Origin of the sequence: Lentzea sp. CC55 (genome assembly GCF_021056325.1) — a bacterium.
Classification (GTDB): Bacteria; Actinomycetota; Actinomycetes; order Mycobacteriales; family Pseudonocardiaceae; genus Lentzea; species Lentzea jiangxiensis.
Map to the genome: position 1 here is coordinate 285,167 of NZ_JAJCXE010000013.1, position 23,285 is coordinate 308,451.

The window sequence follows — 23,285 nt, forward strand, 5'->3', positions numbered from 1 at the left end:
GGTCTCATCGAACTCTCCGGCCCGTGCGGCCGGCGCGGATCCGAGGGAGCTACCGACGTGGTCGAGACGCACGACATCGTTCGCCCGCCCGCCGAGCTGAGCGCGGCCCTCGCCGCGATCGGCAGCGCGACGGCCAGTGCGGAGCTCAGCCGCATGGGCATCCGCAGCGCGTTCATCCGCGGCCCGGTCTCGGTGACCCCCGGCGTGCGCGTGGCCGGGCCGGCGCTGACGCTGCAGTTCCTGCCGAAGCGCGAGGACCTGTACCCGGTGGACGAGTACGAGGAGCCGGAGAAGCAGTTGCACCGGCACGTCATGTACCACGCGCAGCCCGGCGACATGATCGTCGTCGACGCGCGCGGGGACATGAGCAGCGGTGTGTTCGGCGAGATGATGCTGACCTACTTCAAGGGCCGCGGTGGCGCGGGCGTGGTGGTGGACGGGTGCCTGCGCGACACAGGTGAGGCCAAGAAACTCGGTCTCGGCCTGTGGATCCGGGGCGCCACACCGAACTTCCACGCCCAGACCGACATCGTCCCCACCGCCGTCAACGTGCCGGTGGCGTGCGGCGGCACGCTCGTCGAGCCGGGCGACATCGTGGTGGCCGACGACGACGGGGCGGTCGTGGTGCCGGTCAAGCTCGCGCCCGCCGTGCTCGCCGTCGCCCGCGAACACGCGGAGTGGGAGGAGTTCGCCCGGCTGCGCCTGGCCGAAGGGGGCGACCTGCGGCGGTACTACCCGTTGTCGGACGAGGCCCGGCCCGAGTACGAGCGGTGGCGCGCCGAGCAGGGGCGGGCCTGACTCAGCTCCACAACCGGTCGTGGCTCGTCTCGGCGTCCCAGTGCGTCGTCTCGGCGAAGAACACCGGATCGCGCGGGTCGAGGTGCTCTCGCAGCACCTCCTCGTCGAGGTCGCCGAACCCCAGTCCCGGCGTGTCCGGCACCGCGATGTGGCCGTCCTGGATCAACGGCCGGGGCAGGCCGGTGACGAGGTCGCTCCAGAACTCCACCTCGGCCGCGTGGTGTTCGAGGGCGAGGAAGTTCTCCGTGGCGGCGGCGAGGTGCACGCACGCCATCGTCGCGATCGGTGACGCCGCCAGGTGCAGCGCCATCGGTATCCCGCGTTGCTGGGCGTGGTCTCCGATGCGCTTGGTCTCCGCGATCCCGCCCGCCGTCGCCGGGTCGGGGTGCACGACGCGGATGGCGCCCGCGTCGAGCAGCGGCCGGAAGCCGTCCAGCAGGTAGATGTCCTCCCCCGTGCAGGTCGGGACGGCGACGGCCTCGGTGAGCCGGCGCCACTGGTCGGTCAGCTGCCACGGGATCAGGTCCTCGATCCACGCCAGGGTGAACGGCTCCAGCGCGCGGCCGATCCGGATGCACGAGTCGAGGGCGATGTGGCCGAAGTGGTCGGCGGCGAGCGCGACGTCGTAGCCGACGACGGACCGCACGGTGTCCACGTAGGACGCCAGGTGGTCGATGCCCTTCGCGGTGACCTGGATGCCGGTGAACGGGTGCATCGTCGTCGAGTCCGCGCGGGCGCCCGCGGGTGCGATCAGCGCCCCCGGCACGTCCCACAGCAGGTCGACGCCGACGTCCATCTTGAGCATCGTGAACCCGCGCTGCCGGCGCTCCAGGAGGCGGGCGCCCATCGCGTGCGGGTCCGGCAGCGACGGCGTGTCCGCGTAGCAGCGGACCTCGTCGCGGAACCGGCCCCCGATCAACGCGTGCGCGGGCACCCCGTAGGCCTTGCCGGCGAGGTCCATCAGCGCCATCTCGACGCCGGAGACCCCGCCGCCCTGGCGGCCGTGGTGCCCGAACTGCTTGATCTTGCGGAAGATCTTGTCGACGTTGCAGGGGTTCTCCCCCACGAGCCGGCTCTTGAGCACCAGCGCGTAGGTGGCGCTGGCCTGGTCGCGCACCTCCCCGTAGCCGGCCAGGCCCTGGTTGGTGTCGATCCTGATGATCGACGAGCGGAACGGCACCCCGGCGACGGTGGCGACCCGCAGGTCGGTGATGCGCAGGTCGCTCGGCCGCGACGCCGTCGCGACGTGTTCCTCCGTGACCACGGGCGTCATCCCTTCACGGCCCCCGCGGTGAGGCCCTCGGTCAAGAACCGCTGCCCGAACGCGTACATGACCACGACCGGGACGCTGATCAGCAGCGAGGCCGCGGCCAGCTGGCCCTGCGGCACGACGTCACCGAAGATCATCGACTGCATTCCGACGGGCAGCGTCTTGTAGTCGTCCTTGGTGATGAACACGAACGCGAACAGGAACTCGTTCCACGCGTTGGTGAGCGTGAAGAGCGCCACCGCGAGCAGGCCCGGTTTCGCCAGCGGCAGCACGATCCGCAGGAACGCCCCGAACCGGGTGCAGCCGTCGACCAGCGCGGCTTCCTCGAGGTCGGCCGGGATCGACCTGAAGTACCCGACGAGCAGCCACGTCGCGAACGGCAGCGTGAACGTCGGATACGCGAGCACCAATGACCACAACGAGTCGTTGAGCCCGATGCCGCTCATCATCCGGTAGAGCGGGATGAACAGCAGCGCCCCCGGCATCACGTAGGTGAGCAGGATGGTCACGGTGAAGCTCTCCGAACCCCGGAACTTCAACCGTGCCAGCGCGTACCCGGCCAGCGCCGCGCAGACCAGCGCGATCGCGGTGGACGCCACCGACACCAGGACCGTGTTGACGTACCACGTGCCGAAAGCCCTGTCCGAGAACAGGTTGGTGAACTGCTCGGTGGTCCACGGCGTCGGCCAGAGGTCGTCGGTGCGCGCGACGATCTGGTCGTCGGACTTGAAGGCCGTGACCGTCATCCAGTAGAGCGGGGCGAGCACGAACCCCAGCAGGCCCAGGAGCGCGATCCCGCTGCCGGTGCCGCCGACCAGCCGGGCGGCGAACCGGTTCCCCCGCGCGGCGAGCACGGAGACCACCCGTCCCACGGCGGCCGCGAGGACCACGAACACGCCCAGCACGACCGCGGCCTTCCACACGATGTGCGGCGACGCCCAGACCAGCACGAGCACCGAGACGGCCACGACCACCCACGGCAGCGCCCGGCGCTGGCCGGGGGTCAGCCGCCGGCGCCCCAGGTCGCCCGCGCTCGGCAGGTCGCCACGGCGCATCATCCGCACGAGGACCACCACGAGGACGGCGATGACCGGCAGCATCACCAGCGTGACCGCGGCACCCGCGCCCAGCTGCAGCTGCTGGATCGCTTTGGAGTAGGCCACCATCACGTACGGCGCGGTCGCGTCCCCCGGCCCGCCCTGGGTCATCAGCCAGATCAGGTCGAAGTTGTTGAACGTCCAGATCGACGACAGCAGCACCGTGACGATCATGATGTTGCGCAGGCCGGGCAGCGTGATGTGCACGAACCGCTGCCACGGCGACGCACCGTCCACAACGGCCGCCTCGTACAGACCGGCGTCGATGGCCTTGAGCCCGGCGAGGAACGTCACCGTGAAGAACGGGATGCCCTTCCAGACGTTGACCAGGATGACCGCCGGCATCGCGAGGTTCGGGTCGGACAGCCACTCCGCGGGCCAGCGGTCGACGAGCCCGGCCGCGGCCAGGGCGGGCCCGATGCCGGAGTCGGTGAGCAGGACGTTGACGCTGCCGAAGATCGGGTCGAACAGCGACCGCCAGGTGAAGGCCGTGACGACCGTCGGCACCACCCACGGCAGCAGGATGATCCCGGCGAAGAACGCCCGGCCGCGACGCATGTGGTGCAGCATCAACGCCGCGATGAGCCCGAGGACCACCTTGAAGATCTCGGCGTACGCGGTGAAGACGAAGGAGTTGAGCACGCCCTTGTGGAACAGGGCGTCGTCCACGAGCGCGGTGTAGTTGTCGAGCCCGACGAACACCGTCTCCGCGCCGTGCCGTTCGGTGGTGCTGGTGAGGACCGAGTCGAGGATCGGGAACAGGATCAGGCCGGCGACCAGCACCAGGGTCGGCCCGATGAACACCGCGGCGAGGCGCCAGTCCCGCCCGAGCAGCCGCTGCGACGTGGAGAGCGAGGGGGACGGACCGCTCGGCGCCGGACCGGGCGGCGCCGGCCGCGTCCCCAGCACGGTCACTGCCGGTAGCCCTGCTGCTCGAAGACCTGGACGATCCGGGCGTGCGTCGCGGCGACGGCCTCGGCGGGCCGGGTGCCCTGGATGACCGACTGCATCATGTCGGTGAGCAGGTAGGCGGCGGTGGCGGCCTGTTCACCGGGGCTGGGCGCCTGCGGGAACGCGAACCCGGTCTTGGTGGTCACCGGAAGCTGTGTGCGGGTCTGCTCCCGCAAGGCGGGGAAGGCGGGGTCGCCGCTCGAGTAGTACGGGTCGGAGTCCCACACCTCGTCCCACGAAGGGTTGACGAGGCACGGTGCCCCTTTCGCCACACCGAGCAACGCGCTGCCGCTGACCATGTACTTCGCGACCAGCTTGGCGAGGTCGGGGTTCTTGGCGCCCTTGAACACGACGAACGAGTTGGACTCGCCGAACGCGAGCGGCTTGTCGAGCGCCGGTCCGGTGGCGCCGTTGAACACGTGGGTGTTGCCGTAGACGGGGTTGTTCTTCGTCTTCGAGTCGGCGTAGACGCTGAACTGGTTGAGCGTCAGCCCGAGGATCTGGGCCAGCCAGTTCTCGTTGTTGCTCGAGTCGGTCCAGCTGCCGATCCCCGGCGGCAGCATGGGCGTGTACTTCGGGTTCGTGTAGATGTCGCCGATGAACGTGACGGCGGCGACGGTCTCCGGCGAGTTGAACACGACCTTCGTGCCGGTGTTGTCCGCGATCGCACCGCCGTAGCAGTTGATGACGTTGGCGATGAAGCCGTTGGCGTCGCCCGAGCGGTTCACGGTGAGGCCCCAGCCGAAGCGCTTCTTCGCCGGGTCGGAGACCTCCAAAGCGTTGTCGCGCAACTCTTCCCACGTGTAGTGGGGTTTGAGCGGGAGGCCCTTCTCCTGGTACCAGTCCTTGCGCAGGTACATGGCGGAGGCGATGAAGTGGTACGGGATGGCGAACCACCGCCCGCCGAACACGCAGTAGGTGGTCGCCTCCGTCGCGGGATCCCCGTAGAGCTCGCGCATCTCCTCGACGACGTCGGTGACGTCGGTGAGGGCTCCGAGGTTGTGGAGCTGGCCGACGAAGCGCCGATCGCTCACGAAGGCGAAGTCGCGACTGGTGCCCGCCCTCACCTCGGCGTCCATCTTCGCCACCATGTCGCCCGCGTCGCCGGAGACCAGGTCGTTGCGGATCGTGGTACCGGTGGCCTCGGCGAACACCTGCAGCGACCTGTCCAGCGCCTTGTTGGCGGCCTCGGCGTAGAGCTTCTGCGACAGCATCCCGACCGAGCCGCCGCGCAGCGGGGCGGCCTGGTCGAGCAGGGCCTGCGGCACCTGGACGTCGACCTGCGGCGGGGCGGGACTGCCGCCGCAGCCGGCGACGCCGAGCACGCCCAGCGCGCTCATCCCCAGGAAAGTCCGCCTGGTCAAGCCAGTTTTCTCTTCCATGACCACTCCTCCCGCGTCCGGGCGTGCGGACGCGTACCGACGGGGCGACGGTGCAGCCGGCGGTACAGCGAGGCGAGCGCCGCGCTGCCGGGTCGTTCATGCGGCGGAGAACGGCGAAGCGGAGTACTCGGTCTTGCGGTGGGGCTAGCGGCGGCGGGTGGCCCGCCTGGTCTGCTTTTCCTTCTCCGCGAGGAGAGCGGAGTTGTTCGCCAGGTGCTTGCGCATCGCCGCGCGGGCGCGGTCCGGATCGCGCGCGACGATGGCCTCGTAGATCTCGGTGTGGTCGGCGGTGGCCTTGGCCAGCGCGGCCGGCGCCTCGTTGGTGATGCGCCGGCTGGCCGTGCCGAGCCAGCGCGCGGAGTACATGATCCGGTCGAGGATGCGGTTGTCGGCCGCGCGGCAGATCTCCATGTGGAACTCGTGGTCGACCTCGAGGTAGGCGTTGGGATCCGCCTCGAGCTCCGCCATGCGGTCGATCTCGGCCTTGAGCCGGTCCAGCGTCGCGTCGGTGACACCGACCGCGGCCATCGCGGCGAGTTCGGGTTCGAGCAGCACCCGCGTCTGGTGCAGCTCCTGCAGCAGTTCGCCGACGATCTCCGTCGGCAGCCACTCGATGAGCAACGGGCTGAGGTAGTCCCACTCCGCGGACGGGCGCACGACGACGCGGCGGCCCTGCGCCACGTCCACGATGTCCAGCGAGGCGAGGATCTTGAGCGTTTCCCTTGCCACGACCCGGGAAACGCCGAACTCACGGGAGATGTCGAGCTCCGACGGGGCACGGCCGCCGTCGATCCCGCCGCTCACGATGCGGCGGGTCAGCAGGGCCGCGACCTGGACCGGAAGAGTTCGGACCTTGACAGCGTCCGGAGACTCTTGTCCCCTTTGCATGTCATCAGCTTATAGGACAAGTTGGGGATCGCGACAGTCCGTTCCTGTGCACCACCCGGCGACGGGAGAGCAATGCGGATCGTGAACGTCACAACGGCGGTGGTCGCCTACCACGGTGAGGCCACGCTGGTGCGGATAGACACCGACGAGGGCCTCAGCGGGTTCGGCGAGGCCAACCCCGACGCCGGCGCGGGCGCCGTCGTCGGGATGATCAACTCACTGACACCCCTGCTGCTCGGCGAGGACCCTCGCAACGTCGAGCGGTGCTGGGAGAAGCTGCGGCGCAACAAGGTCTTCGCGGGTCCGCAGGGCGGCGTGTTCGTCATCGCCCTGTCCGGGATCGAGATCGCGCTGTGGGACCTCGCGGGCAAGGCCGCGGGCCTGCCCGTGCACCGGTTGCTCGGCGGGAAGTTCCGCGACCGGATCCGCCTCTACGCCGACTGCGGTGACGGCGACGACCCGGCCGGCTCGGTCGCCGGCTGCGTCGACCGGGCCCAGCGGATGGTCGCCGAAGGCTTCACCGCCCTGAAGTTCGACATCGACGACCTGCACCACCCGGCCAAGTACGACCCCTTCAACCACACCGTGAACGCCGCCGAGCTGCGCTCGATGGTCGACCGCGTGGCGGCCGTGCGGGAGGCGATCGGGCCGGACGTGGACCTCGCCATCGACCTGCACGCCCGCTACGACGTGCCGAGCGCGTGCCGGATCTCGTGGGAGCTCGAACCGTTCGGACTGATGTGGCTCGAGGAGCCGATCCCGGCGGAGAACGTCGACGCGCTGGTGCGGGTGCGCGCCCAGACCCGGACGCCCATCTGCGCGGGCGAGAACCTCTACCTGCGGTGGGGGTTCCGCGAGCTGCTCGAACGCGGTGCCGTCGACGTCATCGAGCCGGACGTGCCGAAGTGCGGCGGTCTCGCGGAGGCGAAGAAGATCGCCAACCTCGCGGAGATGCACTACATCCCGTTCGCACCGCACCTGGTGTCGACGCCGCTGGGGACGATGGCCACCTCGCACCAGTGCGGGGCGATCCCCAACTTCTTCGTCCAGGAGTGGCACGCCCTGGAGGAGCGGGAGATGTGGGACAGCTACGTCCACGCCCCCGACGGGAGCGGCTCGATCGTGAAGGACGGCTACATCACCCTCCCCGACGCCCCCGGCATCGGCGTGGAGCTCGACCTCGACGGGGTCCGGGCGCACGCCGTCGCGGGCTACGGGGTGTTCGAGTAGGTGCCGCCGTCCCCCACCGCAGGTCGTGCGGTGGGGGACGGCGGTTCCCGTCGCGAGGTGACGGGACGCTCACCTCACGGTGATGTTGGAGTTGCCGCTGCTGCGGTACCCCTCCGTCGCCATGATCATGTAGTAGCTGAAGTTGCCGAGCCGCATGTTGGCGCGGCTCCACGCGTCGAAGTGGTTGCCGGTGGTGATGGACCCGCCGGTCCGCCTCTGCTGCCGGACGCTCCAGAACTGCGGGAAGGTCTTGTTGTTGCCTTCGACGGAAGGCGCGTTGTAGCGCATCGTCTCGTAGATGTCGTACGTGCCGCCGTCGGTCGTCACCGTGCCCCTGTAGTTGCCGGTGGGCCGGTAGCTGCCCCAGTTGTCGACGATGTAGTACTCGACGAGCGGGTTCGACGTCCACCCGTAGAGGGTGAGGTAGGCGTTGCCGGACGGGTTGAAGCTGCCGGAATAGTTCACGGTTCGCCGCGAACCGTTGCTCCAGCCCTTGCCGCCGACGAAGTTGCCGACGTTGCTCCACGACGTGCTGTAGTTGCCGCCGCTGCCGAACTCCATGCAGACCCGGCCGCCGCCGTCGGTCCAGAACGAGTAGTAGTAGCCGCCGTTGTTGCCGGTCTGGCTCGAGCAGGTGGCGGTGATCCCCACGTCGGCGGCGGCGACGCCCGGGGTCAGCGCCATGACCAGCGCGATGCAGGCACCGCGGACCCCTGCTGCGAGACGGCCGCGGGCGCGGCTCGGTCGGGCTGTGGCCTGAACCATGTGCGGTACTCCCTCCTCATCGAGAGTGGTACGGCAGCGGACGGCGCGAAATGACCGGCGAGGTAAGGGGCGACGATTCCGACACTAGCAGCGCCGACAGCACCGCGAAAGACGGCCGGACCATTTCCGGAAGTTTCGAAAATTCTCCGAGCGCGGACTGTTCGAGTGGGGAAACATCTCGAAACTCGCTAAAACTTTTAGCGTCGCGGAAGTCGGGTCGCTTTGCCTTCAGACCGAACTCCTCGCGCTTTTCCGGCCATTTCCCCGCTTGCCGAACACCGAACCTCGATCACCCGGCCAGGCGACCCGTGTCGATCTCCACTCCGAAGTGTGAGCGCTAACAGAATTGTTCGGCTGACATCGGCCAGGCCAACACAGAACGCCGCGTCGATCGCTGATCAGCCGTGGTCGAATGGCTCATCGATCCACGTTAGCGTTAACAACAGCCGTTGACTGCGAGACGGCATCATGGCTAGGTTCGCTCGCAGAGCCGTCCGCCGCCGGTGCCGTCAGCCGAGCAACTGGAGCGTTCCCATGTCCTCACCGTTGAGTCGACGCAGGTTCCTGAACGCCGCCGGCGTGGCCGCCGTGGCCACCGCCGTGCCTTTACCGGCGGCAGGATCGGCACAGGCGGCCACAACACCTCCGGTCCGGGGCGACCTGGGGGTGTCGGCTTTTCCGTTCGACCTCTCCGAGGTGCGGCTCACGGCGGGCAGGTGGCTCGACAACCAGAACAGGACGCTGTCCTACCTGCGTTTCATCAACCCCGATCGGCTGCTCTACAACTTCCGCGCCAACCACCGGCTGTCCACGGGCGGCGCGGCGGCCCTGGGAGGCTGGGAGGCGCCGAACTTCCCGTTCCGCACCCACAGCCAGGGCCACTTCCTGACGGCCTGGGCGCAGGCGTGGGCGGTGCTGGGCGACACGACGTGCAGGGACAGGGCGAACTACGTGGTCGCCGAACTGGCCAAGTGCCAGGCGAACAACGCCGCGGCCGGGTTCAACACCGGGTACCTGTCGGGTTTCCCGGAGTCGGACCTCGACGCTATGGAGGCCGGGTCCCCCAAAGCCGTTTCGTACTACTCGCTGCACAAGACCCTCGCCGGGCTGCTGGACGTCTGGCGGTACATCGGCAACACGCAGGCGCGCGACGTCCTGCTGCGGTTCGCCGGGTGGGTGGACTGGCGCACGGCCCGGCTGTCCTACAGCACGATGCAGAGGGTGCTGGGCACCGAGTTCGGCGGGATGAACGCCGTGCTCGCCGACCTGTACCAGCAGACGGGCGACGCGCGCTGGCTGGCGGCGGCGCAGCGGTTCGACCACGCCGCGGTGTTCGACCCGCTGGCCGCCAACCAGGACAGGCTGGCGGGCCTGCACGCGAACACGCAGGTGCCGAAGTGGATCGGCGCGGCCCGCGAGTACAAGGCGACCGGGACGACGCGTTACCGCGACATCGCCGTCAACGCCTGGAACATCACCGTCGGCGCGCACACCTACGTGATCGGCGGCAACAGCCAGGCCGAGCACTTCCGCTCCCCCAACGCCATCGCCGCCTACCTCAACACCGACACGTGCGAGGCGTGCAACAGCTACAACATGCTCAAGCTGACCCGCGAGCTGTGGCTGCTCGACCCCGGCCGGGCCGCGTACTTCGACTACTACGAGCGCACCCTGCTCAACCACTTGATCGGCCAGCAGAACCCGGCGGACCCGCACGGCCACATCTGCTACTTCACCGGCCTGAACCCCGGCCACCGGCGCGGCAACACCGGACCGGCGTGGGGTGGCGGGAACTGGAGCACCGACTACACCACGTTCTGGTGCTGCCAGGGCACCGGGATCGAGACCAACACCAAGCTCGCCGACTCCGTCTACTTCCACAACGGCACCACGCTCACGGTGAACCTCTACACGCCGTCGGTGCTCACGTGGTCGTCGCGCGGCATCACGGTCACCCAGAGCACGAGCTACCCGGCGAGCGACACGACGACGCTCACCGTCACCGGCAACGCGGGCGGGTCGTGGACCATGCGGCTGCGCATCCCGGCCTGGACGGTGGGTGCGACCGTCAGCGTCAACGGCGTCGCCCAGAACGTCGCCACCACGCCCGGCACGTACGCCTCCCTCACGAGGTCGTGGACGTCCGGCGACGTGGTGGCGCTGCGGCTGCCGATGCGCGTGATCGTCCAGCCCGCCAACGACAACCCGAACGTCGTCGCGCTCACCTACGGCCCGGCCGTGCTGGCCGGCAACTACGGCAACACCGCGCTGTCCGCGCCGCCCTCCCTCGACGTCAACTCCGTCACCCGCACCAGCTCGTCGTCCCTGGCGTTCACCGCGAGGGCGAACGGGACGCAGGTCGACCTCGGGCCGTTCCACGACGCGCACGGCTTCAACTACACCGTCTACTGGAACACCGGCGGTGGCGGCGCGACGAGCCACCGGCTGGTCAACGCCGGCACCGGCCTCGTGCTCGGCGTCCAGAACATGTCCACTGCAGACGGTGGACTCGCCGTGCAGTGGCACGACAGCGGCACGGCCGACCACAACTGGCAGCTGGTCACCGACGGGGCGGACGTGCGGCTGCGCAACGTCCACAGCGGCAAGGTGCTGGGCATCGAGAACATGTCCACCGCCGACAACGCGCGAGCGCTCCAGTGGTCGGACAACGGCACAGCCGACCACAGGTGGACGCTGATCTCCAACGGCGACGGCACCCACAAGCTCCGCAACGCCCACAGCGGCAAGTTCCTCGGCATCCTCAACGGGTCCACCGCCGCGGGAGCACAGGTGGTGCAGGACTCCGACAACGGCTCGGCGGACAACCGCTGGCGGCTGGTCGCCAACTGACGGGAGCGGGCGCGGGTGCGGTCAGGCGGAGGTGCGGGTGATCGGCACGATGCCGGGCGGGTGTCCGCCGACGAGGCCGGAGGTGGTCGAGCCGCCCGGTTCGGGCGCGGAGCCGGTCCGGGTCACCCGCACCCCCGCGGTGCCGCGCACCCGCTGACCGCCGGGGAGGGTCCGGCCCCCGACGGGCGAGGTCCCCACGTCGGCCGCGCGGAACCCTCCCTCCACGCTCAACGCGGCGAAGCACGTCGAGGGGGCGGAGGTGCCCGGGGCGGTGCGGGGCTTCCGGCCGTTCACGGAGACCGAGAAGGCCTCTATCGAGTTGCTCGCGCCGCCACGCCACAGGGTGGAAACCACCGCGATGAGGTGGTGCTCCCGCGAGACCGAGCCGGTGCCGCACCGGGTTCATCCGCGTTCCTCGATCGGAGGTCCCCGGACGCCGGCACCACGGTCCGCGATGCCCTGCCGCGGAATGCGCCTCCGCCGACAGCAGGGTCCGTCCCCGGTGCACCCGGGACCGTCCATCGTGGCCGCTGCCGTGGACCGCGGTGGAAGATGACGCGATGAGCACGCAGCGCCGCGGCCGTCCGAAGGGTCCCACGGGCCCGGTGATCGGCCGCGCCCTGCAGCTGCTCGACGCGTTCGACGCCGAGCACCGCGCGCTGACGCTGAGCGACCTGGCCCGCCGCGCGGACATGCCGCTGTCGACCGCGCACCGGCTGTTGCAGGAGCTGTGCGCCTGGGGTGCGGTGGAACGCGACGACGACGGGCTCTACCAGGTCGGCCTTCGGTTGTGGGAGCTCGGCTCGCTCGCGCCCCGCGGCCCGGGGCTGCGCGAGACCGCGCTGCCGTACCTGGAGGACCTCTGCCAGATCACCAGGGAGAACGTGCAGCTCGCCGTCAGGGAGGGCACGGAGGTCGTCTTCGTCGAACGGATCGCCGGGTTCGGCGCGGTGCCGGTGCTCACCCGCGTCGGCGGCCGGTTCGCCCTCACCTCCACCGGCGTCGGCCTGGTGCTGCTCGCGCACGCCTCGCCCGAGGTGCAGGAGGAGGTCCTGAACGGACCGATCGACCACCACACCGAGAAGACCGTCACCGATCCGGTGCGGCTGCGCAGCATGCTCGCGGCCGTGCGGTCGAACGGCTTCTCGGTGAGCGACCGCCAGGTCACGATGGACGCGCTGTCCGTCGGCGCGCCGATCCGCGACGGCAGCGGGGAGGTCGTCGCCGCGGTGTCCCTGGTGGTGCGGTACGGCAGTACCACGGCGCACGCGCTCGCCGGTCTCGTCCGCACCTGTGCCCAGGCGATCTCCCGCGCTCTCTCCACGTGATCCGGCAAAGCTTCCATTTTCCGGAAACGGTGCTACGGCTCGGGCCCCGGTCTCCGCCACCCTGTGGCTCCCACCACGAGGAGGAGTGCCGATGAGCTGGTTCCCGCGTGACCAGTGGTACGTCGCCGCCTACGGCTCCGAGATCACCCACGACCTGTTCTCCCGCACCGTCTGCGGTGAGCCGGTCCTGTTCTGGCGCACCCGCGACGGCGTGGTGACAGCCATGCCGGACCGGTGCGTCCACCGCCGGTTCCCCTTGTCCCAGGCGCCTTCCCGGCTGGTCGACGACCAGGTGGTCTGCGGCTACCACGGTTTCACCTACGACGCCGGCGGCAGGTGCGTCGCCGTGCCGGGGCAGACCCGCGTCCCCCGCACCGCACGGCTGCTGCCGTACCCGGTGGCGGAGCAGGACTCGTTCGTCTGGGTGTTCATCGGCGACCCCGCGAAGGCCGACGCCGCAAGGATTCCGCGCGCACCGTGGCTCGTCGACCCCGGCTACACGACCGTCAGCGGCATGGAACCGTTGAACGCCAGGTACGAGCTGCTCGTCGACAACCTGCTGGACCTCTCGCACGAGACGTACCTGCACGGCGGTTACATCGGGACACCGGAGGTCGCGTCCACCCCCATCACGACGGAGGTCGACGAAGACGCCGGGATCGTCTTCGTGTCGCGCCACATGGACGACGCGGAGTGCCCGCCGTTCTACGCCAAGTCGACCGGCCTGCAGGGCAGGATCGCCCGCTGGCAGGACATCGAGTACACGCCGCCGTGCCTGTACAAGCTGCACAGCCGCATCGCACCGGTCGGGTCGGTGCCCCGCGCCGACGGCACGGACCCCGACGCGTTCCACGTCGAGGTCGTCTACGCGATCACACCGGAGACCGAGACCTCGACGCACGACTTCTGGGCCGTGGCGCGGGACTTCGCTCTCGGCGACGAGGAGGTCTCCGCGTTCCTCGCGGACAGCAACCGCACCGTCGTGCTGCAGGACGTCGTGGCGTTGAACGTCCTGGAGCAGGTGATCGCGAACGAACCCGAGGGCCACCAGGAGCTGTCGATCAACATCGACACCGGCGGGCTCGCCGCGCGCCGGATGCTGGGCCGGCTGTGCGGCCGGTCGTGACCGCGGGAAACCGGGTGTTCCGCATCCACTGGGTGCCGGGCACCGACCGGCTCCACGCGGTGTGCCACTGCGCCGCCGAGCGCGAGTTCGAGGACCCGGTCGAACTGTGGGAGTGGCTGCTCGGGCACCCGGTGGGACACACGTCGTGAAACTGGTGCTGGACAAGAAGGACCGCGTCGCCGACGAAGTCGTGCTGCTCACGCTGCGGCGCCCGGACGGCGGCGCGCTGCCCGCCTGGGCTCCGGGCGCGCACGTGGACCTGGTGCCGGCCGGGGGCCCGGTGCGCCAGTACTCGCTGTGCGGTGACCCGGCGGACACCTCGGCCTGGAAGGTGGCCGTGCTGCGGGAAGCCGGGGGGCGCGGCGGATCACGGCACGTGCACGACGTGCTCGCCGAGGGGCAGCACGTCGAGGTGAGCGAGCCGCGCAACCACTTCGAGCTCGTCGAGGCGAAGCGCTACCTGTTCATCGCGGGCGGCATCGGGATCACCCCGATCCTGCCGATGATCGCGTGGGCGCGGGCGGCCGAGCAGGACTGGCGGCTGGTCTACGGCGGCAGGACGCGGTCGTCCATGGCGTTCCGCGCGGAACTGGAACGGCTGGCCGGCGTCGAGATCCACCCCCAGGACGAGTGCGGGCTGCTGGACCTGGACGCGGTGCTGGGGCAGCCCTCGCCGGGCACCGCGGTGTACTGCTGCGGGCCGGAAGCGCTGCTGCGCGCGGTCGAGCAGCGCTGCGCGCACTGGCCCCGCGGTTCCCTCCACGTCGAGCGGTTCTCACCGAAGACCGTTGCGGCACAGGGCTCTTCGGAGGAGTTCGAGGTCGAACTGGCGCAGACGGGCACGGTCCTGCGCGTGCCGGCCGGGAGGTCCGTGCTCGACGTGGTCGAGGCGGAGGGCGTGCCGGTGCTGTCGTCCTGCCGGGAGGGCACGTGCGGCACCTGCGAGACGGTCGTGCTGGACGGCGTCCCGGACCACCGCGACTCGGTCCTCACGCCGGAGGACCAGGAGTCCGGTGACGTGATGATGATTTGCGTGTCCCGGTCGCGTTCGACACGGCTCGTGCTCGACCTCTGAGCAGGTCGGGCGCCGGGTTCGCCCCCTGTCGTTCGTCGAACGGCGCAGCATGATGTTCGTCAAAAAATTGACGTCCGTCAAAGATATGAATACCTTCGGGCCGCTCGGAGATCCGGAACCCTGACCGGAGGTCGACGATGACGACACGTGGCACCACCTGGAAAGCACTCCTCGGCAGCGCCCTGCTCGCCTGCGCGCTGGTCACGCCGCAGGCCTCTGCGGCGGCGCTGACCGAGGTGACCGGTTTCGGCGACAACCCCGGCGGCATGCGCATGCACGTCTACGTGCCGGACGCCCGCCCCGCGAAGCCCGCGGTCGTGGTCGCCATGCACGGCTGCGGCGGCTCCGGCCCCGGCTTCCACTCGAGCAGCGAGTTCGCCTCGCTCGCCGACCGGCTCGGGTTCGTCGTGATCTACCCGAGCGCCCAGCAGGAGGCGGGGTTCGGCAAGTGCTTCGACACGTGGTCGGAGGCGGCGAAGAGGCGCGGTGGCGGCAGCGACCCCGTCTCGATCGTCTCGATGGTCAACCACGTCGTGCAGCGCTACGGCGGTGACGCGAGCCGCGTGTTCGCCACCGGGTCGTCCTCGGGCGGCATGATGACCAACCACATGCTCGCCCTGTACCCGGACGTCTTCAAGGCGGGTGCGGCGTTCATGGGCGTCCCGTTCGACTGCTTCGCGAACGCCGCCGACTACCCGCCGGGCCGCAGCCGGTGCACGGGCGGGAGCATGAACCGCACGCCGCAGCAGTGGGGCGACTCCGTGCGGCGGGTCAACCCGGGCTTCACCGGACCGCGCCCGAAGGTGCAGCTGTGGCACGGCACCGCCGACACGCTCGTGCCGTACTCCCTGCTGCAGGAGTCGATGGAGCAGTGGACGGACGTGTTCGGCGTCGGCCAGACGCCGACGTCCACCGACACCCCGCGCCCCGGCTGGAACCGCAGCCGCTACGGCGCCGACGTCGAGGTCTACAGCGTCCAGGGCGCGGGGCACACCCTGCCGTCGTCCGGGATGGCCGCCGTCGCACTGGAGTTCTTCGGCATCACCGGCTCCCCCGGCCCGGCCCCGGGACCGTGCTCGGTCGGGGCGAAGGTCACCGCGTGGAACAACGGCCTGGTGGAAAGCCTCACGATCACCAACACCGGCAGCGCTCCCGTGAACGGCTGGTCGCTCGCCTTCACCCTGCCCGCCGGCCAGACCATCACCTCGGGCTGGAACGCCACCTACTCCCCCGCCGCCGGGCAGGTCACGGCCCGCGACACCGGCCACAACGCCGCGATAGCGCCCGGAGGAGCGGTCGAGATCGGCTTCCAGGGCACGCACACGGGCAACACGGCCGCTGCCTCGGCGTTCGCGCTCAACGGAACAGCCTGCGCTGCCGGCTGAACCGCGTCCCTGTGCGTCCGCTCGGTTTTCGACGGACGCACAGGGACGCATGCGTGGCGCCGTCCCGAACCGGCTGAACCGCATCTGGCGGATCCGCGCACCCGCAGGTTCGGCCGATGAAGCGCGTCGGTTCGCGGTGGCGGGCCCACTTCACCTGAAGGTGTGACCCGGGCCGGGGCGGCGGTTGGTCCGATCAGACCTCCCGAACGCCTCGGCTCCTGTCTACGGTCACGGTTACATCACGCCGGAGGGGGAACCAGTGCCGTCGTTGCGGGCCGGGGTCGTCAGAAGTCACAGGGGCAAGAAGATCGTCGTCTTGAAGACCGGTTTGACCGCCGACGGCGAGAGCGCCGTCCTGATCGCTCCGCTCATCTCCACCAAGCCCTCCGCCGGCACACCCAACGTGGACGCCAAGACCATCTGGGCCCACTACCGGGTCTTGGTAGGCCAGGCGAGAACGGTCAAGGCGAAGGAGATCGGCACCACCTGGTACGGCCCGGAGAAGCTCAAGCCCCACCTGCTCGACGCCGTCCTGAAGGAGCTCGGCTGACGCAGGCGATCGCGTCCGCGAGAGGCGGTCGGGACGTCGCGCGCGCTCCATGAAGGACACTGGCGTCATGGCGTTGCAGGATCTCGGCGCGGAGGTGCGCCGGTTGCGCGAGACCACCGATCCCGCCGCGATCGGACTGCCACCGGGGCGCAGGCGGACCCGCGGGGTGCGGCGGGAGGAGCTCGCCGAGCTGGCCGGGGTGTCGGCCGACCACGTGCGGCGGCTGGAGCAGGGGCGCCGCCACCCGTCGGCGGCCGTGGTGAACGCGATCGCCCGTGCCCTGCGCCTGGGGCCGGTGGAGTACGAACGGCTGTGCGCGCTGGCCGGGTACGCCGCGGCCGACGGGCGTGTGCCGGGCGAGGCCGGGGCCTCGGCCGTGCGGCTCCTCGAACGGTTCGCCGACACCCCGGTGTTCCTGACGGACGCGGCGTGGAACGTCGTCGCCGTCAACAGCGCGTGGTCGGCACTGGGGGCCGGCGCGTCGAACCGGCGGCCACGGGACTGGAACATCGCCTGGCGCACGTTCTCCGACGCCCACGGCGGGATCAGCCGCGACGACGACCAGGCGAGGATCTTCCGGGTGGCGCTCGCCTCCCGGTTGCGCGACGCGGTCCTGCGCTATCCCGCCGACGAGGCGCTGGCCGAGCTCGTCGGCGAGCTGCGGACCACGAGCCGGTCGTTCGACGTGCTGTGGCGTGCGCCGCGAACCGTGGGCTCCTACGACACTCGTGCCGTGTTCCGGCATCCGGGCGTGGGGGACATCGCGCTCGACGGCACGATGCTGGAGGTGCCCGGCGACAACCTCCAGGCGGTGGTGCTCACCGCCGCGCCGGGGTCGCCCGACGCGGGACGGCTGCGCGAGGTCGTCCGCGCCCGCACCGGGCCCCCGGTCGTCAGGGTGGGCCAACCTGGCCCAGGCTGACCGCTCGCGCCGAGGCGATCCTGGGGCGGTGCCGATCACAGCCTCGCTCCGGAACTCGGACCTGGTGGGCAGGGATGCCGAGGTGGCGGTGCTCGACCGGGTGCTGGCCGGCGGCTCGCGCGTGGCGCACCTGCACGGGCCCGGCGGCATCGGAAAGTCCGTGCTGCTGCACCACTTCGCACGGCGGGCGCGGCTCGCCGGGCGCGAGGTGGTGCACGTGGACGCACGGGCGGACGACGATCAGCGCCGTGTCGAGGAGGCCGCCGCACTCGCGTGCGTGGAGGCCGGTGCGGTGCTGGTGGTCGACGGCGTCGAGCGGCTCCGGCAGCTCGAACCGCGGCTGCGCGACACGGTCCTGCCCCGGCTCGCGGAGGGCGGCGCCGTGGTGCTCGCGGGCAGGACGGCTCCCGATCCGGAGTGGACGCTGGATCCGGGATGGGCACGCACCTTCACCGCGCTGGTGGTGCGCCCGCTCGACGCCGCCGCGTCCGACGCCCTGCTCGCGGCACGGGGGCTCGCCCCGCACCGGCGCGGCGCCGTGCTCACCTTCGCGGGCGGCAACCCGCTCGTCCTCGCCCTCGCCGCGTCCACCGCGAGCTGGGAACCCACCGGTGACGTGCTCACGACGCTGGTCGACCGGCTGGTGGGCGAGGTGCCGAGCCCCGTTCACCGGCGAGGGCTCGACGTCCTCGCGCTGGCCCGCGTCACGCGCGAGTCGGTGCTGCGCGCGGTGCTGGGCGACGACGACGCCACGACGGTGTTCTCGTGGCTGCGCCGGCAGCCCTACGTCGAGGCCACCCCGGACGGGCTGGTTCCCCACGACGCTGTGCGGGCCACGCTCGACGCCGACCTGCGCTGGCGGGACCCCGGCCGCCACGAGGACCTGCATGCCGCTGTCGCGGTGAGTCACACCGCGGCCGCACGCGATCCGTTGCCGCGCAACGCTTTCGAAGACGGGGTGCTCGAAGCGCTGCGCACGTGGCGTGTTCCGCGCGAGTTCGAGACCAGCGCCCTGCTGCGGTCGCACCTCGTGCCGCCCGGCTCGGCCGATCCCGTCTCGGACCTGCGTGCGGCCATCACGACGGCCGTCGAGGCGTTGCGGACCGATCCCGCCGGGGTCAAGGCGCACGACGCCGTCACCGCCACGTACCTCGCGGCGTCCGGCACCCACAGGGCGACCGCGCGACGGCTGGGCGTGCCCTACGGCACCTACCGGCGCCACCTCGCCCTGGCCAGGGAGCGGCTCGTCGAGCACCTCCTCGCCCGGTGACGTCAGCTCTTGCGGCGGCGGGGCGCCGCCGACCGCGGCGGGGCGGACCGCATGTGGTCGCGCACCGGCGCCAGCAGCCCGGCCAGCGCCACGACGTCGTCGCGGGAGAGCGGTTCGAAGAGCAGGCCGCTGACGACCTCGACGTGACCCGGCAGCACCGCGGCGAGCAGCGTGCGCCCGGCTTCGGTGATGGTGACCGTGACGCTCCGCTCGTCGTCGGCGGACGGCGCCCGTTCGACCAGCCCCGCCTTCTCCAGCAGGCCGACCTGGTAGGTCAGGCCGCTGCGGCTGTAGACGACACCGTCGGCCAGGTCGGTCATGCGGTGGCTGCCCGTCGGCGAGTCCCCGAGCCGCGCCAGCAGCTGGAACTGCACGTAGCTCAGGTCGCCGGCTTCCTTGAGCTGCTGCTCGACGGCGTGGCGCAGCAGGCTCGTCACCTCGACGAGGGCGAAGTAGGCGCCGAGCTGAACGGGGTCGAGCGACGGCGGTGAGTCGGCCATGGCGGCAGTTTACTGCTTCGAATTCGAAGGAGCAGGGCCGAGCTGGGCAGTGTTGGACACAGGTGGGCACAGCGAGGCCGTGGCCACCGGACGCGACGCACACCAGGGTGTGCGGGCAGGGGGACGGGAGCGCTGTCCCCACCGGCCCGAGGACGATCTTGAGCATTCCCCACCTCGCCCAGCGCGAGGACCAGCAACGACTCGAGTGGATCGGCGGGAGCGTGGTCAGCGTCCTGCTCGACGCCGAGGCGACCGGCGGGCAGCTGACGGTCGGCCGCTTCGACGCCGGCTTCGGCGAAGCGCCGCCGTGGCACCTGCACCACAACGAAGACGAGGTCTTCCTCCTGCTGTCCGGCTCCGCGCTGGTGTGGGCGGGCGACGAGGAGCACGAACTGCGCGAAGGCGGCATCGTCTTCCTCCCCCGCCGCGTCCCGCACAGCTACCGGATCACCTCCGAGAGGGCCGACCTGCTGCTCATCTCCACTCCCGGCGGCCTGGAGAAGATGTTCCGCCACGCCGGCCGGGACCTGCGCACGCCGCGTCCCGACGGGTTCGAGATCCCGCTGCCGCTGCTCGCCGAGGCCGCCGAGATCTCCGGCAACGTCGTGCTCGGCCCTCCCCGTTGACGCCGGCTCCACGACGTGCCACACGTCACTTTGCTTCGAATTCGAAGCAGGTCTACTCTCGGATCCAGATGCTTCAAGTTCGAAGCAAACAGCGAGGAGAGCAGTCATGAAGGCAGTGCGCTTCCACGAGTTCGGCGGTCCCGAGGTCCTGCGGTACGAGGACGTGGAGCGGCCCGTCCCCGCGGCCGGTGAGGTCCTGGTCCGCGTCGCGGGCACGACGTTCAACCCCGTCGAGGGCAACATCCGCCTGGGCGTCATGCAGGGGCCGATCCCGGTCGACCTGCCGCACACCCCCGGTCTCGACGTCGCCGGCACGGTCGACGTGCTCGGCGAGGGCGTCGAGGGCCTCGCGGTCGGCGACGAGGTGATCGGCTTCCTGCCGATGACCAAGCCCGGCGCGGCGGCCGAGTACGTGATCGCCCCGGCCGCCGCCCTGTCCCCGGCGCCCGGGAAGATCCCGCTGGCCGACGCCGCCGCGCTGCCGGTGGTGGGCCTCACCGCCTACCAGGCGCTCTTCGACCACGGTCGGCTGCGGGCCGGGCAGCGCGTACTGGTCAACGGCGCGGGCGGGCCGGTCGGCGGTCACGCCGTCCAGCTGGCCAAGCAGGCCGGTGCCCACGTCATCGCCACGGCGAGCCCGCGCAGCGCCGAGTCCGTGCGCACCGCCGGTGCCGACGAGGTCGTCGACCACACCGCGGTGGACGTGCTCTCGGCGGTGAGCGAGCAGGTCGACCTCGTGCTGAACCTCGCCCCGGTCGCCCCGGAGGTCCTGGCGCAGCTGCCCGCGGTGGTCCGCCCCGGCGGAGCCGTCGTCAACACGACGATCTGGATGCCCGCGCCGGCCGACGAGGACCGCGACGTGCGCGGCGTCAACCTCTACGTCCGCAGCGACGCCGAGCAGCTCGCGAAGCTCGTGGCGCTGGTCGACTCCGGTGACCTGCGCGTCGACGTGGCCCGGCGCGTGCCGCTGACCGACCTGCCCGAGATCCACGCGCAGGCGGCGTCGGGCGGCGTCACCGGCAAGGTCGTCTTCCTCGTTTCCTGACCACCCCACCGAGAAGGAGCACACCATGACACTCGGGCTGGACCCCGAGATCGCCACCGCGCTGGCCCCGATGGCCGGCGCGATGGCGGAAGCCACCCCACCGGCCGTGGGCGACGTCGAGGCGCGCCGGGCCCTGTGGGAGCCGATCATCGGCGCCGCCGGGACGGCCCAGCCGGTCCCGGCCGACGTCACCACCACCGACCACCACGCCACCGCGGACGACGGCGCGCGCATCACGATGCGCTGGTACGCCAAGGAAGGCTCGGCACCCGGTTCGGCGGTGCTGTTCTTCCACGGCGGCGGCTACATCTTCGGTCACATCGACCTGTTCGACGGGCCCGTCTCCCGGTACGTGTCCGCGAGCGGCGTGCCGATGCTCTCCGTCGAGTACCGCCGCGCGCCCGAACACCCCTTCCCCACCCCGCTCGAGGACGCCTACGCGGCGCTGCGGTGGCTGCACGACCACGCCGCCGAGCTGGGCGTCGACCCCGCGCGGATCGGTGTGATGGGCGACAGCGCCGGAGGCGGGATGGCGGCGGCGCTCACGATCCTCGCCCGCGACCGCGGCGGCCCGGCCATCGCCCGGCAGGTCCTCGTCATGCCGATGCTGGACGACCGCACCACCGAGGTCGACCCGCACGTGGCGCCCTACGCGTTGTGGTCCTACGACGACAACCTCACCGCGTGGCCCGCGCTGCTCGGTGACGCCGCCGGCGGGCCCGACGTCCCCGCCACGGCCGCACCCGCCCGGCTGGAGGACGCGACGGGCCTGCCGCCCGCCTACGTCGAGGTGGGCCAGCTCGACGTCTTCCGCGACGAGGACCTGGCCTACGCGGCGAAGCTCAGCCGTGCCGGGGTTCCGGTCGAGTTCCACCTGCACCCCGGCGCACCGCACGAGTTCGACTCGATCGCCTTCGACTCCGGTGTGGCCCGGCGGGCCGTCGCCGACCGCATCCGCGTGCTCAGGTCGATCTAGCGGCCGTCAGGACCGGTCGAACTCCGGGATCAGCTCACCGATCAGCCTGATGCTCGTCATCACCTCGTCCGCCCCGATCGGGCCGATCTGCTGCAGGCACATCAACCGGTCGATCCCGAGGTCCGCGTAAGCGCGCAGCTTCTCGCGGCACGTCTCGGGGCTGCCGACGATGAGCGACTGCTGGGCCGAGAGCACCTCGAACAGCTCGTCCTCCGGCACGTCCTCGCCCTGGATGATCCGGCCGATCACGAGCTGCGCCTCGGTGGGGGCGGCATCCACCTCGGCGCGCAGGAACTCCCCGGTCAGGCCGCCGTCGCCGGCCGCGAGGATGTCCTGGTGGCGCTGCATGGTCGCGGCGAACTCGGCGGCGGCGTTGAAGAACCGCAGCGCCGTCACCGTGTACCAGGCCGCGGCGGCCGCCGCCCCGTTGCGCATCGCCTGCTCGTCGGTCTCGGCGCAGTGCACGAACGTGAAGTAGGCGACCTGGTCGTTGACGAACGACCCGACCGGCGAGGTGCACTCCGCCGCGGCCGCGCGGTAGAGGTCGATCATCCGGGCGACCCGGTCGATCGACTCCCAGATCGTGGTGCCGAGCACGCCGACACCGCGGCGGCCTGCCTCCTCGAAGGACGTCGGGGAGGCGGCGGCCTGCCACAGCGGCGGGTGCGGGGTCTGCAGCGGCTTGGGGATGATCGAGACGTCGGAGATGTCGTAGTGCTCGCCGGAGTGCGAGAACCGGTCGGTGGTCCACATCTTCGGCACCATCTCGAACGCCTCGGCGGTCTGGGCGCGGGCGTCGGCGGGCTCGATGCCGAACAGGTTCCACTCGGGGATGGTGGAGCGGGTGAGGCCCAGCTCGACGCGGCCACCGCTCAGGTGGTCGAGGGTGGCGGCGCGTTCGGCGACGCGGATCGGGTGGTTGAAGCGGCCGGGGGCGAGCACGGCGGCGTGACCGAGGCGGATGCGGGACGTCTGCTGCGACAGAGCGGCGAGCACGAGTTCGGGAGCGGAGGACAGGCTGAACTCGCCCGCGCCGTGGTGCTCGACCTGCCACCAGCAGCCGTACCCGAGCTCGTCGGCGAGGCGGGCCTGGTCGAGTGCCTGCCGGAAGCGGAACTGCTCGGAGGCGGAGCCGGGGTTCTGGATCTCGTTGAACAGGTCGATCTTCATCGGCGGACCTCCACCTCGCGCGGACACCAAGGCTGATGTCTCCGTGAGCGAGCGGGCCGTTACGCCGCGCGACGCGAATCT

22 protein-coding genes are annotated in these 23,285 nt (G+C 70.9%); 14 read left to right on the forward strand and 8 right to left on the reverse strand.

The genetic code is table 11. The features are described 5' to 3' along the window. Positions 1-57: 57 nt before the first annotated feature. The gene (locus tag L6E10_RS09370) at positions 58-798 is read left to right on the forward strand and encodes a ribonuclease activity regulator RraA (RefSeq protein WP_236218781.1); all 741 of its coding nucleotides are present in this window, start codon (positions 58-60) and stop codon (positions 796-798) included. A 1-nt stretch (position 799) separates the two neighbouring features. Here the strand turns inward: L6E10_RS09370 and L6E10_RS09375 are convergent, their stop codons facing one another. From L6E10_RS09375 to L6E10_RS09390, 4 genes are all read right to left on the reverse strand, one after another. Then, positions 800-2,062: a mandelate racemase/muconate lactonizing enzyme family protein gene (locus L6E10_RS09375; RefSeq protein ID WP_236218783.1), complete on the reverse strand. Its 1,263-nt coding sequence runs from the start codon at positions 2,060-2,062 to the stop codon at positions 800-802. A gap of 5 nt (positions 2,063-2,067) precedes the next feature. Continuing rightward, positions 2,068-4,080 carry an ABC transporter permease subunit gene (locus tag L6E10_RS09380; RefSeq protein ID WP_236218785.1) on the reverse strand — a complete coding sequence of 671 codons (2,013 nt, stop codon included), beginning with the start codon at positions 4,078-4,080 and terminating at the stop codon, positions 2,068-2,070. Beyond that, positions 4,077-5,498, reverse strand: coding sequence for an extracellular solute-binding protein (locus L6E10_RS09385; protein ID WP_236218787.1), 1,422 nt, complete (start codon positions 5,496-5,498; stop codon positions 4,077-4,079). The genes L6E10_RS09380 and L6E10_RS09385 overlap by 4 nt, the downstream gene beginning before the upstream one ends. Positions 5,499-5,642: 144 nt before the next feature. Continuing rightward, entirely contained in the window at positions 5,643-6,386 is a 744-nt protein-coding gene (locus L6E10_RS09390) for a FadR/GntR family transcriptional regulator (protein ID WP_236218789.1), read from the reverse strand. A gap of 72 nt (positions 6,387-6,458) precedes the next feature. On the opposite strand from L6E10_RS09390, the gene L6E10_RS09395 reads away from it, so the two are divergent. Continuing rightward, entirely contained in the window at positions 6,459-7,616 is a 1,158-nt protein-coding gene (locus tag L6E10_RS09395; RefSeq protein ID WP_236218792.1) for a mandelate racemase/muconate lactonizing enzyme family protein, read from the forward strand. Positions 7,617-7,685: 69 nt separating this feature from the next. On the opposite strand, the gene L6E10_RS09400 is transcribed toward L6E10_RS09395, so the two are convergent. Continuing rightward, the gene (locus L6E10_RS09400) at positions 7,686-8,381 is read right to left on the reverse strand and encodes a glycoside hydrolase family 11 protein (RefSeq protein ID WP_275676302.1); all 696 of its coding nucleotides are present in this window, start codon (positions 8,379-8,381) and stop codon (positions 7,686-7,688) included. Between the two features lie 534 nt (positions 8,382-8,915). Between L6E10_RS09400 and L6E10_RS09405 the strand changes: the two genes are divergently transcribed. Next, the gene (locus L6E10_RS09405; RefSeq protein WP_236218794.1) at positions 8,916-11,231 is read left to right on the forward strand and encodes a beta-L-arabinofuranosidase domain-containing protein; all 2,316 of its coding nucleotides are present in this window, start codon (positions 8,916-8,918) and stop codon (positions 11,229-11,231) included. 21 nt (positions 11,232-11,252) lie between these two features. Here L6E10_RS09405 and L6E10_RS09410 read toward each other — a convergent pair whose 3' ends face one another. Continuing rightward, positions 11,253-11,585, reverse strand: coding sequence for a hypothetical protein (locus L6E10_RS09410; protein ID WP_236218796.1), 333 nt, complete (start codon positions 11,583-11,585; stop codon positions 11,253-11,255). Positions 11,586-11,791: 206 nt separating this feature from the next. Between L6E10_RS09410 and L6E10_RS09415 the strand changes: the two genes are divergently transcribed. From L6E10_RS09415 to L6E10_RS09450, 8 genes are all read left to right on the forward strand, one after another. After that, the gene (locus tag L6E10_RS09415) at positions 11,792-12,559 is read left to right on the forward strand and encodes an IclR family transcriptional regulator (protein ID WP_236218798.1); all 768 of its coding nucleotides are present in this window, start codon (positions 11,792-11,794) and stop codon (positions 12,557-12,559) included. 91 nt (positions 12,560-12,650) lie between these two features. Next, a complete protein-coding gene (locus L6E10_RS09420) occupies positions 12,651-13,685 on the forward strand; it encodes an aromatic ring-hydroxylating dioxygenase subunit alpha (protein ID WP_236218800.1) in 1,035 nt (344 codons plus the stop codon). Next, entirely contained in the window at positions 13,682-13,834 is a 153-nt protein-coding gene (locus L6E10_RS09425) for a hypothetical protein (RefSeq protein ID WP_236218802.1), read from the forward strand. Before L6E10_RS09420 ends, L6E10_RS09425 begins: the two co-directional genes overlap by 4 nt. Then, positions 13,831-14,760, forward strand: coding sequence for a PDR/VanB family oxidoreductase (locus L6E10_RS09430; RefSeq protein WP_236218804.1), 930 nt, complete (start codon positions 13,831-13,833; stop codon positions 14,758-14,760). Before L6E10_RS09425 ends, L6E10_RS09430 begins: the two co-directional genes overlap by 4 nt. A 137-nt stretch (positions 14,761-14,897) precedes the next feature. Further along, on the forward strand, positions 14,898-16,145 hold the full coding sequence (locus L6E10_RS09435; protein ID WP_236218806.1) for a PHB depolymerase family esterase: 1,248 nt from the start codon (positions 14,898-14,900) through the stop codon (positions 16,143-16,145). A gap of 316 nt (positions 16,146-16,461) precedes the next feature. Then, the gene (locus L6E10_RS09440; protein WP_236218808.1) at positions 16,462-16,695 is read left to right on the forward strand and encodes a hypothetical protein; all 234 of its coding nucleotides are present in this window, start codon (positions 16,462-16,464) and stop codon (positions 16,693-16,695) included. Positions 16,696-16,762: 67 nt separating this feature from the next. Continuing rightward, positions 16,763-17,617: a helix-turn-helix domain-containing protein gene (locus tag L6E10_RS09445; protein WP_236218810.1), complete on the forward strand. Its 855-nt coding sequence runs from the start codon at positions 16,763-16,765 to the stop codon at positions 17,615-17,617. 28 nt (positions 17,618-17,645) lie between these two features. Next, positions 17,646-18,887: an ATP-binding protein gene (locus tag L6E10_RS09450; protein ID WP_236218812.1), complete on the forward strand. Its 1,242-nt coding sequence runs from the start codon at positions 17,646-17,648 to the stop codon at positions 18,885-18,887. A 2-nt stretch (positions 18,888-18,889) separates the two neighbouring features. On the opposite strand, the gene L6E10_RS09455 is transcribed toward L6E10_RS09450, so the two are convergent. Then, the gene (locus tag L6E10_RS09455) at positions 18,890-19,387 is read right to left on the reverse strand and encodes a MarR family winged helix-turn-helix transcriptional regulator (protein ID WP_236218813.1); all 498 of its coding nucleotides are present in this window, start codon (positions 19,385-19,387) and stop codon (positions 18,890-18,892) included. Positions 19,388-19,545: 158 nt separating this feature from the next. Here L6E10_RS09455 and L6E10_RS09460 point away from each other — a divergent pair, with 158 nt between their 5' ends. From L6E10_RS09460 to L6E10_RS09470, 3 genes are all read left to right on the forward strand, one after another. Next, positions 19,546-20,013 carry a cupin domain-containing protein gene (locus L6E10_RS09460; RefSeq protein WP_236218816.1) on the forward strand — a complete coding sequence of 156 codons (468 nt, stop codon included), beginning with the start codon at positions 19,546-19,548 and terminating at the stop codon, positions 20,011-20,013. Between the two features lie 106 nt (positions 20,014-20,119). After that, positions 20,120-21,058: an NADP-dependent oxidoreductase gene (locus L6E10_RS09465; RefSeq protein ID WP_236218818.1), complete on the forward strand. Its 939-nt coding sequence runs from the start codon at positions 20,120-20,122 to the stop codon at positions 21,056-21,058. A gap of 25 nt (positions 21,059-21,083) precedes the next feature. Further along, positions 21,084-22,034 carry an alpha/beta hydrolase gene (locus L6E10_RS09470; protein WP_236218820.1) on the forward strand — a complete coding sequence of 317 codons (951 nt, stop codon included), beginning with the start codon at positions 21,084-21,086 and terminating at the stop codon, positions 22,032-22,034. Between the two features lie 6 nt (positions 22,035-22,040). On the opposite strand, the gene L6E10_RS09475 is transcribed toward L6E10_RS09470, so the two are convergent. Next, positions 22,041-23,204, reverse strand: a complete 1,164-nt coding sequence (locus tag L6E10_RS09475) for an LLM class flavin-dependent oxidoreductase (RefSeq protein WP_236218822.1) — start codon at positions 23,202-23,204, stop codon at positions 22,041-22,043. Positions 23,205-23,285 lie beyond the last annotated feature (81 nt).